Source organism: Gimesia benthica, assembly GCF_009720525.1.
In the GTDB taxonomy this organism is placed as follows: domain Bacteria; phylum Planctomycetota; class Planctomycetia; order Planctomycetales; family Planctomycetaceae; genus Gimesia; species Gimesia benthica.
Window position 1 is genome coordinate 6,950,667 of the sequence record NZ_CP043930.1, and the last position, 15,445, is coordinate 6,966,111.

Annotated in this window: 13 protein-coding genes; 11 read left to right on the forward strand and 2 right to left on the reverse strand. The window is 53.7% G+C overall.

The annotated features are described in order from the left end of the window. The first annotated feature begins 100 nt into the window (after positions 1-100). The 8 genes from F1728_RS27220 to F1728_RS27255 all read left to right on the forward strand — a co-directional run bounded on the left by F1728_RS27220 (position 101) and on the right by F1728_RS27255 (position 7,203). The gene (locus tag F1728_RS27220) at positions 101-388 is read left to right on the forward strand and encodes a hypothetical protein (RefSeq protein ID WP_155366673.1); all 288 of its coding nucleotides are present in this window, start codon (positions 101-103) and stop codon (positions 386-388) included. Between the two features lie 253 nt (positions 389-641). Further along, positions 642-1,619, forward strand: a complete 978-nt coding sequence (locus tag F1728_RS27225) for a linear amide C-N hydrolase (RefSeq protein ID WP_155366674.1) — start codon at positions 642-644, stop codon at positions 1,617-1,619. 503 nt (positions 1,620-2,122) lie between these two features. After that, positions 2,123-3,133, forward strand: coding sequence for a DUF1559 domain-containing protein (locus F1728_RS27230; protein WP_155366675.1), 1,011 nt, complete (start codon positions 2,123-2,125; stop codon positions 3,131-3,133). 123 nt (positions 3,134-3,256) lie between these two features. Next, the gene (locus tag F1728_RS27235; protein ID WP_155366676.1) at positions 3,257-3,682 is read left to right on the forward strand and encodes a transthyretin-like family protein; all 426 of its coding nucleotides are present in this window, start codon (positions 3,257-3,259) and stop codon (positions 3,680-3,682) included. 156 nt (positions 3,683-3,838) lie between these two features. Beyond that, positions 3,839-4,540: a family 16 glycoside hydrolase gene (locus tag F1728_RS27240; protein ID WP_155366677.1), complete on the forward strand. Its 702-nt coding sequence runs from the start codon at positions 3,839-3,841 to the stop codon at positions 4,538-4,540. 21 nt (positions 4,541-4,561) lie between these two features. Next, positions 4,562-5,113, forward strand: a complete 552-nt coding sequence (locus F1728_RS27245; RefSeq protein WP_155366678.1) for a putative signal transducing protein — start codon at positions 4,562-4,564, stop codon at positions 5,111-5,113. Between the two features lie 291 nt (positions 5,114-5,404). Further along, positions 5,405-5,863: a hypothetical protein gene (locus tag F1728_RS27250; protein ID WP_155366679.1), complete on the forward strand. Its 459-nt coding sequence runs from the start codon at positions 5,405-5,407 to the stop codon at positions 5,861-5,863. A gap of 173 nt (positions 5,864-6,036) precedes the next feature. Further along, positions 6,037-7,203: an acyltransferase family protein gene (locus tag F1728_RS27255; RefSeq protein WP_155366680.1), complete on the forward strand. Its 1,167-nt coding sequence runs from the start codon at positions 6,037-6,039 to the stop codon at positions 7,201-7,203. Between the two features lie 31 nt (positions 7,204-7,234). On the opposite strand, the gene F1728_RS27260 is transcribed toward F1728_RS27255, so the two are convergent. Next, complete coding sequence (locus F1728_RS27260; protein WP_194242548.1) at positions 7,235-7,957, reverse strand: hypothetical protein; 723 nt, start codon at positions 7,955-7,957, stop codon at positions 7,235-7,237. A gap of 405 nt (positions 7,958-8,362) precedes the next feature. Between F1728_RS27260 and F1728_RS27265 the strand changes: the two genes are divergently transcribed. The 3 genes from F1728_RS27265 to F1728_RS27275 all read left to right on the forward strand — a co-directional run bounded on the left by F1728_RS27265 (position 8,363) and on the right by F1728_RS27275 (position 12,043). Continuing rightward, positions 8,363-8,950 (forward strand): DUF1990 family protein, encoded by a 588-nt coding sequence (locus F1728_RS27265; RefSeq protein WP_155366682.1) that lies wholly within the window; start codon positions 8,363-8,365, stop codon positions 8,948-8,950. A gap of 92 nt (positions 8,951-9,042) precedes the next feature. After that, positions 9,043-10,680: an FAD-dependent monooxygenase gene (locus F1728_RS27270; protein ID WP_194242549.1), complete on the forward strand. Its 1,638-nt coding sequence runs from the start codon at positions 9,043-9,045 to the stop codon at positions 10,678-10,680. A 118-nt stretch (positions 10,681-10,798) separates the two neighbouring features. Then, on the forward strand, positions 10,799-12,043 hold the full coding sequence (locus F1728_RS27275; RefSeq protein ID WP_228030369.1) for a sialidase family protein: 1,245 nt from the start codon (positions 10,799-10,801) through the stop codon (positions 12,041-12,043). A gap of 6 nt (positions 12,044-12,049) precedes the next feature. On the opposite strand, the gene F1728_RS27280 is transcribed toward F1728_RS27275, so the two are convergent. Then, entirely contained in the window at positions 12,050-15,316 is a 3,267-nt protein-coding gene (locus F1728_RS27280; protein WP_155366684.1) for a DUF6797 domain-containing protein, read from the reverse strand. Between the last annotated feature and the right edge of the window lie 129 nt (positions 15,317-15,445).

The window sequence follows — 15,445 nt, forward strand, 5'->3', positions numbered from 1 at the left end:
TGATTTTCATACAGCTGCCCTTTTGCTGTTTTGTCATTTCTTCGTATCATGGAGATGACCCGCCGCAAAGTCGCACGCATCCACTGAGGAGAATCGGCAGATGAAATTGACGAAAGAACGCATCATCACGCTGCTGGTGGTCATCGCCAATGGCATCCTGGGAGCAACCATCGGCAAGTTTTCCGACAGCAGACTCTGGGAAGCGACGTTCGCCGTCCTGATGTCACTGCCCGGAATGCTCGTGATCTGGAATAAGGAAGCGTTGTCTGTCACCGGCCTGACGCGAGGACTGCGACGCGATTCGCCTCCATCACTGCTGGACCTGATCGGCTGGTTTTTCCTGCTCGTCATGCCGATACTCTATGTGTACGAACTCAGTAAGATATAAAACCAGCCAGCATGCAGATCGGTTATCCTCCCTGGATCGTTTTTTTTATAGTTCTGAGAACTTTTTAATACGACCCAGGTAAGAAATAACGGTAGCCGATGTTGTACCGTTACCTTATTTTCTGGAACATCGACAGCAGAAAAGATAAATTAGCCCCGGTCAGGCCGTCTTCGGTATGCATCGTTCGAATTAAGAAACGCGACCTGGTCAGTTATCCCGCTAACGTTGAATCCGATTAGAAAGACAGAGAGTCATGTGCACACGCGCCGTCTATTTTGGCAAGGAAAACCAGATCGTCACCGGTCGGACAATGGACTGGAAAGAAGAGATGCACACCAACCTCTGGGTCTTTCCGCGTGGCATGGACCGTGATTGTGGACTGGGAGAGGACTCCCTCACCTGGACCAGTCGCTATGGCAGCCTGGTGGCCTCCGTTTACGAAGGCGGGACAGCCGATGGCATGAATGAGAAAGGGCTGGTGACCAATCTGCTCTACCTGGTGGAATCAGAATACCCTCCGGCAGACGACTCACGACCGGCCCTGGTGATCACCGCCTGGGCCCAGTACGTCCTCGATCAGTTTGCCACCGTAGCCGAAGCAGTTGACGAATTGAGCCGGGAAGAATTCCGCGTAGTCCCCGTGGTTGCACCGAATGGCGCAGAAGGCACCGTGCATCTTTCGATCTCCGATCCAGCGGGAGATTCGGCGATCCTGGAATACATCAACGGGAGCTTGCGAATCCATCACGCCCGCGAACATCAGGTGATGACCAATTCCCCCATCTTTGACGAACAGCTGGCTCTCAACCGCTACTGGCAACAGATTGGCGGCACGGTCATGCTGCCGGGCACCAACCGGGCCGCGGATCGCTTTGCCCGGGCATCCTTTTACATCAACGCCTGTCATCAGTCAGCCGATGCCCGCGAAGCAGTCGCCAGCGTTTTCAGCGTGATGCGGAACGTAAGCGTCCCCCGTGGCATCAGTACTCCCGATCAACCCAATATTTCCACAACCATCTGGCGTACCGTAAGCGATCAGAAGAACCGCGTCTACTTCTTCGAAAACACGGCCAGTCCCTCACTGGTCTGGATCCGATTGAGCCAGCTCGATTTCAGCGCAGGCGCCCCAGTACAGAAACTGACACTGGACGGCAACCCCGACCTGGCCGGCGACCAGTCCCACGGCTTCCAACCCGCAGAACCATTCCAGTTCCTGGTTCCTGTAATGTGAAACTGGACCAAAATTCTTCCTGAGAGTCTAAACCACAAATACTTCGTCTCAGGCTTTCTCGATCTGCCGAGACGCTCATTTTGCGCACCGAGTATTCTGAGAGTGTTGCTGCCCTTCCAGGCAGGTTTACGGCCCTCGACATTTCGTAACCAGGTTAAGAAATGCATCATTTCCGTCTAATTGTGATTATTGCTTTAAGTGGCCTAATATTAGTAGGTTACGGTTAGAGTGAAGAACAAAATAAAGCAAATTGATGGAAAATTCTTATTTCGTCGGTAAGTGTCCGCCTTTACATACGAATGCTCTTAGTGGGATGTGTTCATTTGTGATTTGACACAGGCGAAATCACCCGAAAGTGTGATTTCTGGTGGTTGCTCATTCTTGATGCGAAGACCTCCGGTCCAGCGTCGTTCGCCTTTCCTGGCTGTCGAGTCATTTTCCCGCTGCGTACTTATCGTATTGTTCCGATTTATTTCTGGTTACGTTGAATGAAAGACTGAGTCATGAGTATTCCAAGACGCTCGCGATCACATCGAGGTTTTACCTTGATCGAACTGCTGGTGGTCATTGCCATCATCGCTATTCTGATAGCACTCCTGCTGCCGGCTGTACAACAGGCTCGAGAAGCGGCCCGCCGCAGTACCTGTAAAAACAATCTGAAGCAGCTCGGTCTCGCCCTGCACAACTATCATTCCACGTTCCAGATGCTGCCTCCCGCTTATGTGCGCGATCCCAATGTGGGAGATGATGAAGGCCACTGGACCTGGTCCGCATTTATTGCCCCCCATATTGAATTAACCTCGGTCTACAATGCGTTCCAGGTGGGAAACACCCCCGCCAGTTACGCTTTCGGCAACAATATTCAGGCTATGCAACAGACTTACCCCGTCTTTCGCTGTCCTTCCGATACCGGACCGGCAACGCATACGGAAGCCGGGTATACAATCGATTATTTTGTTTCAGGCAGCCGGACATCCAACGTCGGTGTTTCGGTCACCAATTATGTTGTCTCGAATAACAATGCCTATCACCGTGCGACCCGGGCGACTAACTATCTTGATGGCACCACGGGAGGCACCGGCGCATTCTGGGGCAACAGCAATTGTCGCTTCCGTGATGTGACCGACGGTTTGAGCAACACGATCCTGGCCGGCGAACGGGCCTACCAGATTCCAGGCAACCCCATGTATGCGGGCATGCTGTTCGCCGTCCGCGACAATCTTGGACTGGGGCCCACGTGTACCAACTGCTCCGGAAACACCGCTGCGAATCAGGGGCTGCTTAGCATTACCGGCACCACGCATTTTGGTATCAATCCGATCTCCTCAGTTGATCAGGCCAACGGCGGATACAGCAGCCGGCACGTGGGTGGTGCTCAGTTCCTGATGGGCGATGGTGCAGTTCGCTTCATCAGCGAAAACATCGATACGAACATCACCAATGGGGGTGTTGTCGACAGCACACTCGAACGTCTCTCCTCGATCTCGGATGGCGCCATTCTCGGCGAATATTAATCCGCACCACTGTTTTCTCAAGCGGCCGGGAGCCTATCGCTCCGCGGTTGCTTTCGTTTCGCAGTGCACCCCGCGCTGACGAACCCGCCACCTTTTCATTCAGATTCATCAAGGTTCTATCACATGTTCGTTTATCGTCTCGGAAAAATCTTCAGCGTCCTGATCATCGCCTGTGGAATGTGTGCCTGCAGCGGCAGTAATGGTCCCCAACTGGGCCAGGTTTCAGGAGTCGTGACTCTCGACGGAGAGCCACTGGAATATGCGCAGATTACATTTCAGCCTGAAAAAGGTCGTCCCTCGGTCGCAGAAACCGATAGTGCAGGAAATTACTCTTTGTATTACACGGGCACCAGCACCGGGGCCTTGATTGGTGCTCACAAGGTTGTGATTACTTCCGCCATGGATGCCTATTCGGACGAGACCGGCGAAGGTAAAGATCGGAAGGCACGTGCCGAACTGCTGCCGGCAAAATATCATACCCAGACTACGCTCACAGCCGAGGTGAAATCGGGCAGCAATCAGATCGATTTCCCGCTCACTTCAAAGTAACAGCGTCTCCCGCAGGATACACACGTTGCACACAATTAAATTGACGCACCAGAAAAGGGTGAGTACATTGGATTCCCGGAAGTACTGCTCTGTTTTCCAAAACCATAGCAGGCTTCCTGATCCATCCCATTTCTGCTTAGCATAAAGGTGCTCATTATGTCCGCTCCACGTTCTCTGCTCACTCTGGCCTGTCTGCTGGCATCGGTATCGGTCTTCGCGGGAGCACCGGAAGCCATTTCCACAGACCATTATCAGCAGACGCTGGCCTCAGATGATTTCTCCGAACAAGAGCTCGGCAAGCAGTGGCGCCTCTATAAAGGCTCCTCAGTCGTGAAAGACGGTGTGTTGCAGGGAGTGGAGCTCGAAGGGGGCGGACACGCGGCCGTCCATCAGTTGAAGACTGAACCTTACAGCGATGTCGAACTCACCGTCGATCTCAAGTTCGAGGGTTCACCTTACACGAACCTGACCTTCAATCAGCACAAATTCAAAGGCTCCCACGCAGGCCATCTCTGCCGCGTGGTGGTTTCGCCCACGAAAGTCACACTCCGAGACGGTAAGACCGGCGTCTTCAATAATGAGATCTTCAAGAAACGTCAGAACAAAGAAAAACTGACCGAAGCCGAACAGGAGATCCTGGAACGGTCCCAGGCCATCTTCCCGGTCAAACTGAAAAAAGGCGAGTGGTACACCGTCACGGTCCGCATCAAAGGGGACCAGATGCAGGCTTTCATCGACGGCAAGCTGATTGGCTCCCTCCGTTCCCCAGGCATTGCCCATCCCACCAAAGACATGATCGGCCTGGTCACCCCCAAACAGTCGATCCATTATGACAATGTCAAAGTCCGCGTACCTTAATCTTCCACGAGAGGAGAGGTCATGTCTGACGACTTCATCACCATCGCCACGACAAGCACCCCCACCGAAGCCAGCCTGATCCGCAACCAGCTGGAAGCGGAGGGAATTCGGGTCTATCTCTCGGACGAAGAGGCCGTCGGCATGGCCTGGTATCTTGGGAATGCACTCGGCGGAATTAAGGTTCAGGTCGCTTCTGAAGACGCCGATCGCGCTTTTGAACTACTCGATGAACACGATCCGGTCACCATCAGCGAGGAAGACTGGAAAACCGTCGAAGGCTTCGAGAACGGCTGGGTCGAGGATGAAGCCACGGATGACGATGCACAAGACACCGTTGGGGAATCGGCTGCTGAGCGAGACCTGGATCAGGAGGTGAATCGTGCTTTTAAAGCCGCCGTCCTGGGCATCATTTTTTTTCCGATCCAGGTCTATTCATTTTTCCTGTTGCTGGATATTCTCTTTTCCGGTCTTACGTTGACTCCATCTCAACAGAAAAAAGTAAGTATCAGTTTTCTGCTGGACTGTTTCGTTTTGTCGGCCTGGTCATACATCCTGTTCTTTCGCGGTTATTAATCCCAAGAAGTAGAGGGGGGGCCTGGCTGATTCTGATTACATTCAACCCCAGTACTCAATACTCTCCGCGTTTGCTGCTCTCAGTGGTCTCTGGTTTATCTTCGTCTATCCCCAGGCAAACAGACTCTTCAACTGAAACAGCTTCTTCAAAGCGGCATTTTCAGAAACTGAGACCTTAATTTCTGAAATTGAATGGAATAGAACCCATCTGAATCAGATCTCTATCAGTGAACTCACGAAACAATTTTCACTGAGACCGGGAATTGGTCCTGTCGATCTGAGGTGATGAGCATGCAACAGACTTATCGGCGCTGTCGTTCTATCTTACTGTTGACTCTGGTCTTGTACCTGCCGGGCTGCAGTATCGCGTACGAGTTACTGTTGGAAGGTCAACTGCTTTCCGGGGCAGAGCAACGGCCCGTGCAGGGGGCCACTGTGACTTTACTTCTCAGCAATTGGAAGTGTGCCTCTACAATCACTGATGCACAGGGGAACTGGAATCTCAAAGAGATGCTCAGTGAATCCAAATTCTGGCCCGGAAAAGAAGACAAACGCTGGACCGACCCGGATGAACTCAAGCTGCGGATCGAAACCGGCGGTCAGACCTGCATGGTTCCCTGTCCGCGCGTAGCCGCTCCGGAATCAGGCGGCGAAATCTATGCCTTCGTTATGACGGTACTCAAGGCGCATCCGGAACCGGAAAAGCAGGAGCCGCTGCCGCTGGAAGCGGTGCAACCCCAGAGTCGTTAAGAGACGACATATTCTTACTAAAGCGTCGCCCATTCAGTTGAAAATGATCCGGAACCAGCTTTTTTCCTTGGAATCTTCTTCTTTATGGAGATTACACTGGGAGTCAACACCTGCTCTCTCTGGGTAAGTTTTCTGAAGTAGAACATCTGAGACACGACCGGCAAATTTGATCGATGTTTATTAAACAACTGGAATCTCTGCGCGGGATTGCTGCGTTAATGGTCGCGCTCAGTCACTGTCTGATCGTGTTCGCCGTCGATCAGAATCCGATGATCTGGACGACCAGTCTCCGGGAAACGCAGGGGACCCAGGCCTTCCTTACCAGACTGCTGTTGATTCCCTGTAACGGCGGCGCCGCGGTGACGGTGTTCTTCGTTCTGAGTGGCTATGTCCTGGGACTGTCGCTCGATCGCAAGCCTCGACAGTCGCTGACGTATCTGGCGTTTTACGTGAAACGCCTCTTGCGAATCTATCCTGCGTATCTCGTCTGTCTCACGCTGATCATTGTTTCCATCATGGGATTTCACACTTACCAGCGGTTCCCGAATACGTCGCTCTGGTTTCAGGAGTGGTATCAGCAGAATATCACCTGGAACAACGCGCTGGCCAATTATACCCTGCTGGAGACAAACCTCAATCAGATCGCCTGGACGCTGAAAGTAGAACTGGTGATGTCGTTCGGCTTTCCGCTTTTTTATCTGCTCAGTCGAAGACGCGCAGAGAAAGGGAATTATATTATCCTGCTGATTCTGATGGCACTTTCCTGTATTCTACCGGGAATTATTTTTCTGTTGTATGGGTTTGTCTTCTACCTGGGACTGATGCTGCCGACCCTGATCGAAAGACTGAAACAGTCAGTCGCCCCGTCCGCCCGCAACACCCTGTTTCTGGTCAGTGTCATCGCGCTGCTCTGTGCCCGTTCCCTGTTTGCACCTCAGGAACGCTTTTTTACCGTCCTGCTCGAAGCCCTGGCTGCGGCCGCGATCATCGCCATTCTGGCGGAAGGAACCGTCAAGGTCTGGGGAAGCCGCATGCTGGAGTTGCCGCTGGTCCACAAACTCGGGCAGATTTCGTATTCCTTTTACATCTATCATTTCATCATTATGTACTGGCTCGCCTGGGGCCTGCTGCATCTGGTCAGTGCGGACATCACTGCGAATTATCCACTGCTGTTGAGCCTGCTTCTGGCTGTCGTTTCAGTCCCCCTCACTTTCGTGGTGGCCCAGCTTTCCTACCATGGAGTAGAACGCCCGATGATCGGCTGGGGTGCCCGCCTGGCAGAAAAAGTGACAGACCTGGCCCGAGCCTCTACCGCCCGCCTGCGTCTGCAGAGAAAATAGAATGCAACAGGCCTGTCGATTCAGCAGTTCCTCACGAAAAGTCTGTTTTCAGTCCGGCCTCCCATTCTTTCACGGAGGTCTTTGACGCTTCCAGTCGCTTCTGATAGTTTGCCTTGTCGAACTGATAACTTCTCCAGAACAGGACGCATATACCGAACACTGACACACTGATACTGAGGGTTGATTCATCCAGCCAGGGGAAATTGACAAACCGGTTAACGAACTGGATGAGCATATACACCAGCAGGAACCAACCGAAGAATGCGAGTTGTGAATTCTGTTCCGGATCGGCACTCAGTTTTCGTGCGACCATTCCCTTGCGTGGAGTCGAATAGCGTAAAAACAACCAAAGTGCTGTGGGCAATACAGGCGCAGTCAGCATGCGTGGTAAGCCAAATTTCCAGGCGGCGACCAAACCGAACACAGCTGTCAGGAGAATAAAGGGAAGCAACAGCCAGTCCCAGCGTTTGCGAGTGAGCAGGACTTCATTCTTGTCAGGCACGTGTATGGTCTGAGGATCATATCGCCTGAGGGGCATGGCGATGCGATGGCAAAACAGATCCCAGCCCTCTTGATGCGACTCGGGAGCCTGGTTTCGCAGGCGTTCCACGATCCAGAGACGGTCTTCATACGCAAAATTATCGAGATAAATCGTGCCTTTTTCAGTAAGCGTCTTCAGCTTGATGATTCCCGCTCCGCCACCGATCCAGCGCAACTGTCTGACACGCTCCAGGTCCAGTTCTTTTCGCAGCAATACTCCTCGAAAGATGATTTTAAAGCCATCAAATATGAGAGTAGAATAAATATAACTGAGGATCAGCCACAGAGAGCTCACGGTAAACAGACCAGATATCGAAGTAGAAATAATGGCCAATAGAGTTCGCCGGTCTGCTGGCACATCATCCATGTCAGCTAGCAGACATAAGACGGTCATGGTGAAGAATAGTACTAGACCAGCTAATCCGACATACAGATAATACTTCCGTAAGCGAAAAACACGATACTCCCCCGCCGATCCTTCACCTGCAACCATCTCAGAATTTCTCACATCTACGGGCCCACACTCTTCTGTTGAGAGGATCTGCTGCTTAACCTGTATTACTGAGAACGAGCGCCGGCTCTCACCGGTTCAAATTCATTGCCTGAAAAATGAGAAACCATGTACCACTTCCGGAAACCGGATTCCGCTCAGATTGACGACTTTCTTAAAGTGCAGGCACAGCAGGAGTTTACCTATTCGCAGGTGGAAGCCACCCGCAACCAGTCAGCCCCTGCTGGATTCCGCGTCGATCACAATCGCATCCGTCTGGGGCAGGGGGCAGCGGTTTATGAACAGGCAAAACAGGCCCTGGCGGAATGGCAGCATTATCGCTTTGACTGGCTGCATCTGCATCGCCTTGATGCCTCACCAGCCGCGGGACAGACCGTCGCCGCACTGGCACATGTGCTCGGAATCTGGGTTCTGAATGCCTGTCGGATCGTTTACGTGCTGGAAGAAACAGAGCCCCTCACCCGCTTCGCATTTGCCTACGGCACGCTTCCCGACCACGCCGAGTGTGGCGAAGAACGTTTCCAGGTAGAATGGCACCCCGAGGATGATTCCGTCTGGTACGATCTCTATGCGTTTTCCCGACCAAACACGCTGCTCTCCAAAATTGCCTTACCCTATGTCCGCAGCAAACAGAAACAGTTCGCCGGCGAGTCTCTGCAGGCTATGCACCAGGCCGTCGTGAAAAAATCGAATTAAGCGCGGATTCCGGCTGTGGAACTGCTAAACTGGTTTCCGCAAAACTGTCAGGTCCGGTTGAGTCAATCCCAGATGCAGCAGAGGAACAGATTGTGAGTCACTCGCAGACACTACCATCACATACGCCGGTTTTGATTGTCGGAGCCGGACCGACCGGTCTTTCCCTGGCCATCGAACTGGTGCGGCGGAACGTTGAGTGTCTGCTCATCGACCGCAATCCCGCACCGCTCCCCTTTGACCGGGCCACCGTGATTCACAGCCGCTCGCTGGAATGTTTCGAGACGATGGGCACCATCGACGAGTTCCTCGCACGCGGTCACATCATGCGGGGCTTCAACATCTTCGCCTTTGGCAAAAAAATCGCTCAGACCAGTTTTGAAAGTCTGGAGTGTCGCCATCCCTATGATCTGAATCTCGCTGAGAATGAAACCGAAGACATTCTCACCGCACGTCTGGAAAGCCTGGGAGGCCGGGTCTCTCGAGGCTGGTCATTGGAAGGACTGAATCAGACGGACACTGAAGTGACTGCCACTCTCAAATCGGCGGAGGGAGTCGAAACAACGGTCACCGCCGACTGGCTGGTCGGCACCGATGGTATTCACAGTCGTGTTCGCGAATCGATTGGAGTGGCTGTCGCCGGTCATCAGTATCCGGCCCGCTGGGGCGTCGTCGATGGCTATCTTCCCGATTGGCAACACGAACCGGACCGGGCCGCGATTCAGATTGACGCACCTGCCCTTAATCCGGTTCCCATGCCAGGGATGCGCTGGCGAATTTACTTCCGGGTTTTCGATGAAACCCAGATAGACGATCTGCTGGAGCAGATCGACTCGGGGCTGGCTTCCATCTCTCCCGGAACCCGTTTGCAGGATCCGGACCAGCCGATGCTCTATCATACCTTCCGCCAGTTGAGTGCGCATTACCGTTCCAGTCGGGTGCTGCTCGCAGGTGATGCCGCACACGCCTGCAGTCCCATTGAAGGGCATGGCATGAATACGGGCATTCAGGACTCCTTCAACCTGGGCTGGAAACTGGCGCACGTCATCAAGGGACAAGCCGGCGACGGTCTGCTGAACAGCTACGAGCTCGAACGCCGCCCCATTGCCAACGCGGTTGGTGCCTCGGGGGACATTGCCGAAGAATTACGCACGATCCCCGACGAACCAGCGGCTGTCGAACGGGTGAAGCGTGCCTTGTGTGCCATGCTGCTCCCCGCCCGGGGACAACTGCAGGCAGCCGAGGCCGAAACCGAAATCAGCTTTCATTATCGCGACAGTCCCCTGGTCCGAGGCTATCATGCCGCTGGAGCAGCTGCACAACAGAACTGGCTCGGCCCCCGACCCGGTGACTGTCTGCCCGAAGCCGGCCCGCTGTCCCATCCCCAGACGGACACAACACTCACATTGTTCGATTTGTTGAGATCGACCGGTCATCTGCTCCTCTGGCTGGCCACGGATGAGATAGAAGCACCCAATGCCGCTGATCTCGCATCCGTTCTGCAGCCCGGTGATACCTGCGTTATCATCTCCACAACACCGCCGGAAAAACTCGAACAGACAGATTCTACTCAGGCAAAATGGTTAATCGATGAAACGGGGAGCGTCCATGCAAAACTGGGGATCATCGATCCCACTCTGTTCCTGATCCGCCCCGATGGCCATATTGCTCTCCGCTGCGAACCTCCTCAACTGGAGCAGATAACGGCCTACTATCAAATTCTCCAGACATGAATTCCCCGTGATCTCTGTGAATCAATTTGTTCCCGGTCCAGGGGTGACAATTCCAGTGCTGTCAGCTATTTTGAATCTCTGATTCATTGAACAGACTTTCTGCTGAGGAACTACAACGATGTCATTTAAGCGATCCTCCCTGGAATTACTGCTACTGTTATTTGTCGGTTCATTTGCCCTTGCGCAGGAACCTGAACCAGTAAGGACTCTGGTTCCCAGAGACTGGGATCCCGTACAGGCCGGCAATCGAGTAATGGAACGTCTGGTGACCGTGACTGGCAAAGAGGTCAAAGGTGCCCACGATGCCGAAATGGTGCTGACGGGTAATCATGCTTATATCGTGGCTGAAGTCAACGACACCCGTGCCGGGGAAAGTGCGGGCTGGCCGGAAATCTACTGTGCCCTGTCGATCGTCAACCTCAAGACCTTAACGCTGGAGAAAGTCATCCCCTTCGCCCGCAGCGAACAGGTTTTTCAGAATGCCACACTGCCTGTGGGCGCCTGCTTTGTTCCCCGCATTCTACAGTTGAATGAGCACACGCTGCGTTGCTACTTCGCCAGCGAGCAACCGGGCAAACGACAGGCACAAACCTGGTATCGCGATTTTAACCTGCAAACGCAGAGTTTCGCTGATACCATCCACAAAGCAAAACTGAAGACCGCCGCGGGAACCTTCGAGATGCAGCCCCGGTATTTTCACGCCGATGCGGCGGCACAGGGATTCGGAAAGAGAGCGAAAGATTTCGGCCTCTATCTGTTTGATTCGTTTAAAGAGTTTGACGGCGAGACTTATGTCGCGATCAATAATTTCCCGGGCAAGCAGAACGCCCTCGCAAAAGTCAATTCAAGCTGTGACACGTTTGAAATCATCGGGCACTATAACGAACCACAGTCAGTCGCGCTCAGTGAGTCTGCGGTGAATCGCCTGCCGGACGGCACCTGGATGGCAATCTGTCGCAACGATGGCGGTAAACGGAATTACTATTTCACCATCAGCGCGGACGGGCGAAAGTGGAGCGTCGGCAAGCAGCTGCCATTCGTCCCTGATGGAACGAATTCCAAGCCGACATTCGATCGTTTTGGGGATACCTACTATCTTGGCTGGCAGGAAGCCAAAAAAATCGACGGCGTCACGCGGAGTGTCTTCAATATCGATATTTCACGAGACGGGAAAACCTGGGAACGCAAATACCGTTTTGAGACGCCTCACTCGTTCCAGTATCCCACGTTTTGTGAGTACGATGGAGCAATCTGGCTGGCAGTCACTCAGGGAGATCATTCGCCGAGTCGCAAAGAACGTATCATGTTCAGCAAACTGGAGGATCGCGGTGCATCTCACTCCAGGGTGGACCGCAAGCAGTAACCGGAATTAAGGCTTGGGCACCCGATTGATCGTCCAGTAAACCTCTTCAGCAAATGGTTCTCCGGACTTTGCTTTGAGATTCAACTTGAGATGCACCTGGTTCACCGGTTTCAGATCAGGCACCATTAGTTTCACGCTCTTCCCGTCTGCGGAAAGCAGGGCACTCTTGATGTTCAGCTTGTCTTTTCCGGGACGATCGGTCGCAGGAGAAAACATGTCTGAACCGTATTCGGGTCGCCAGTGGTAATTCCACTGCTCGGCGAAGTAAGATTTGAGATCCGAGGCACTCTTCGGATCGAGTGGGAAGTTGAAGTCAATCCGCAGACCGTCTGCTTCTACCTGGCAGTCCGTCACCATCGATAAGGGCTTGCCTGTGTAACGCAGCCGCTGAATCCCCTGGTCGCGGAGACCTCTGCGTCCCCCGCCGTTCCAGCCATCCAGTCCAACCGCATAAACCTGACCATCCGCCGGGTTGACGCGGGCCCGGTGGATACCCGTGCTGAAGTGAAAGGGGAGCTTAATGATCGCCGCCTGGCTCACATCCTCAAAATCCTGCAATATCAGATAATACATCCAGCCTTTACCAAAGCTGGTGTGCAACAGACGACCTGAAAGCGGTCCCCAGCGGGGATCATCTACCCACAGCTGGCCTCCTGAGGAATTGTCGTAGTCCTGAGGCATCCAGATCAACGGTTGATCAAATGTCTTCGGGGGAATCACCTTGCGATGATCGATCCGCCCTCCGTCAGGGGCCCAGTTCTTCCCACCTGCATGAGTCTGGACATACCCATAAAAACCGCCCGGCTTGACGAGGCTGATCTTCGAAGCGGGGATCCAGTTTCCCTGATTGTCACTGACGGTCATCCGGTCATCGGGCAGCATGCCCATCCCATTGGGGGTGCGAAATCCGGTACAGACAACGTCCCGCTGCTTGCCATCGGGCGAGACTTTAATCACCGCCCCCGGTAAGGCATAACTCGTGTATTGACCACACTTCGTGTAATAGAAATTGCCTTGTGAATCGGTCTGCAGATCGAAGTTGAAAGAGTGGAAGAATCGTGAGACATCGGTGTCTGCAGAGAAACTCTCATAGAAATCGGCTTCGCCATCCTGGTTCAGATCGTGCAGTCGCGTCAGACGATCCTTGCAGGTTACATAAATCAGACCATCGACTACCTTAATGCCGAAGGGTTCGTAGAGTCCTCCCGCGAAGCGTTTCCATTTCAGATCCAGGAGACCTTTGTCGAGACCGGAGACAATCCAGATATCACCCCCATGCGTGGAAACTACCATCCGTCCATCCGGAAAGAAATCCAGGGCCGAAGTCCGAAACCACGTATTCCAGGGCGTCTCACGCGGAATGGTGATCGTATCCAGGGCGTAAGCCCCCGTTTCGAGACCCGGATAACCCACGGTGGTCAGGACGTCGGGGCAGTTGGCTTTGCCACCCTGAATCAGGGACCGGGGATCAGTCACTTCTGTCTGCTCCGCTTCCCGGAACAGGGTTTGTGCCGCATCATAATCTGCCTCCTCTTTACCCATGAAGCAGCTGATCTCAATCAGCCGCGATTCCTGGTCGGCTGGAATCGAAAGCACGAAACGCTGTTTATCGTCGACATGCCAGGTCATCCCCTTTGTGTCTCCCCGGACGGCGCTGGCCGCAAACGTTCCCGTCTCAAGCTGCCCGCAAAAGGCGAATGTACCGGTAGCGTCTTGTGTGCGTTCCATTGAACTCTGGTTTCCCGGGCCAGCAATGAAGGCTACAGCATCGGGAATCTGAGGTGTTGCGGTGGACAGGACCAGTGCTTTCCCGGGACCGATTCGCAGGCTATGCCGGACTGCGGTTTTACCTGGGATCGCCTGGGGAAGTTCCAGGATCTCCCGATCATCAATGGCATAGGAAAGTACCAGCTGATTTCCATGCACGTAGTGACCGTGATATCGCAACCACTCAGCGGGCAGCGGTCCACGGGGACGTAATTTCTCACGAGGATAATCGAGCGTTCCTTCATGTCCCCACTGCCAGCCAGCCAGGCCGGCAAGTTGCTTGCCGTCTGGTTCTGGAACTCCTTCACCACGACCGCGGATATGTTGAGTTTCACTCAAATCGAGAAATCCGCCCTGCCAGAGTCCCGCCTGGTTCAAAGTATGCAAATCATAGGAGATCGTCGTCTCTGCATTCAGTTTGACGGTCAAGGCGCTGGTGGTGATTCGGGAAAGCTGTGAAGCGAGCGCCGGCCCGAAGTCACGTTCGATTTTCAGATCGAATTCCCCGGATTCCGTACCCGGGGGGAGCTGCTTGAGATAGTCAGGCGTCACCCGTTGATAAGCGGGGTTCCCCGGTTTCATGAACTTTTCGCGGATGTAATGCACGACCTGATAACGCTCTCTGGGGCTCAGATGCTGCATCGGGCCCATCAGCCCGTTTCCTTTTGAGAGTGTGAGAAACATCCGATAGGGATCTACACCAAATTTGAGCGGCTGTGTCCCGAAGGCCCGGGCGGTGGGGAGCGAAGGTGTATTGCCATCCATGCCGTGACAGTTCTTGCACAGACCGTGATAGATACGTTCCCCTTCGGCAAAGTCACGCTGGTTCATCCTCTTAATGATTCCTGCATGATCGAGGTTTTGGGTATCGTCTTTAACGATGAGTGCTTCCGCTGACGGCTTAAGTTCCGCTGCCCGTTGTGCACCGCCGCGGGCGATCTCAAAGACATAGCTGACCAGATCATAAAACTCAGCCTGATCGTGCAGCGTCGCCACGAGTCCCTCGGGCATCATCGACTTACTGCCGCTGGTTCGTTCGTCGATGTCGTCTTTGGGGACGACAATTTCCTGACCCAGGTTGGCTGCGTCGCGGAGCACCAGAGCGTCGGGACGCTCCTCTGCAACCAGGCCGGAAATCAGCTTCCCTGCGCTGGTGACGATGTTGACCGTTTCGAAGCCCTGCTTGATCTTGCGGGACGGAAAGAGAATCGATTCAACCAGGTATTCATCGCTGGCGTTTTGGTCTGCCTTAGTCAGGTCGGGACCGAGGGGAGTTGCGTTGGCTCCACTGTCGTGGCATTTGATACAGGCGGCGACCGATTTGTAGAAGACCAGTGCACCTCGTTCCGGATTCCCGCGCAGTCGGGCTTCTTGTGCCAGCCTGTTTAAGGGGGCCTGCCGGAGTTGTTGCTCCAGGGAACTCGACAGTTCCTGGGAGAAGATCAGTGAAGGAAACGCACAACAGAGCAGGCAAACCAGGAATGGCAGTCGCACAACAGCTTTCATCGAGTCGCTTTCTTCTGGCTGGTGTAGAATTCCGGCGGGTAAGCAGAATCGCAGGACTCTATCTTAAAAGCGACTGTCAGAACAATCCAGAATAGAACGGATTTACGCAGTGAAAATCCACTGTTCGTC

Coding starts and splice junctions, on each gene's coding strand:
- F1728_RS27265 (WP_155366682.1), top strand. CDS start 8,363: ATGTACCACTTCCGGAAACCGGATTCCGCTCAGATTGACGACTTTCTT.
- F1728_RS27230 (WP_155366675.1), top strand. CDS start 2,123: ATGAGTATTCCAAGACGCTCGCGATCACATCGAGGTTTTACCTTGATC.
- F1728_RS27250 (WP_155366679.1), top strand. CDS start 5,405: ATGCAACAGACTTATCGGCGCTGTCGTTCTATCTTACTGTTGACTCTG.
- F1728_RS27220 (WP_155366673.1), top strand. CDS start 101: ATGAAATTGACGAAAGAACGCATCATCACGCTGCTGGTGGTCATCGCC.
- F1728_RS27275 (WP_228030369.1), top strand. CDS start 10,799: ATGTCATTTAAGCGATCCTCCCTGGAATTACTGCTACTGTTATTTGTC.
- F1728_RS27280 (WP_155366684.1), bottom strand. CDS start 15,316: ATGAAAGCTGTTGTGCGACTGCCATTCCTGGTTTGCCTGCTCTGTTGT.
- F1728_RS27255 (WP_155366680.1), top strand. CDS start 6,037: ATGTTTATTAAACAACTGGAATCTCTGCGCGGGATTGCTGCGTTAATG.
- F1728_RS27235 (WP_155366676.1), top strand. CDS start 3,257: ATGTTCGTTTATCGTCTCGGAAAAATCTTCAGCGTCCTGATCATCGCC.
- F1728_RS27240 (WP_155366677.1), top strand. CDS start 3,839: ATGTCCGCTCCACGTTCTCTGCTCACTCTGGCCTGTCTGCTGGCATCG.
- F1728_RS27245 (WP_155366678.1), top strand. CDS start 4,562: ATGTCTGACGACTTCATCACCATCGCCACGACAAGCACCCCCACCGAA.
- F1728_RS27225 (WP_155366674.1), top strand. CDS start 642: ATGTGCACACGCGCCGTCTATTTTGGCAAGGAAAACCAGATCGTCACC.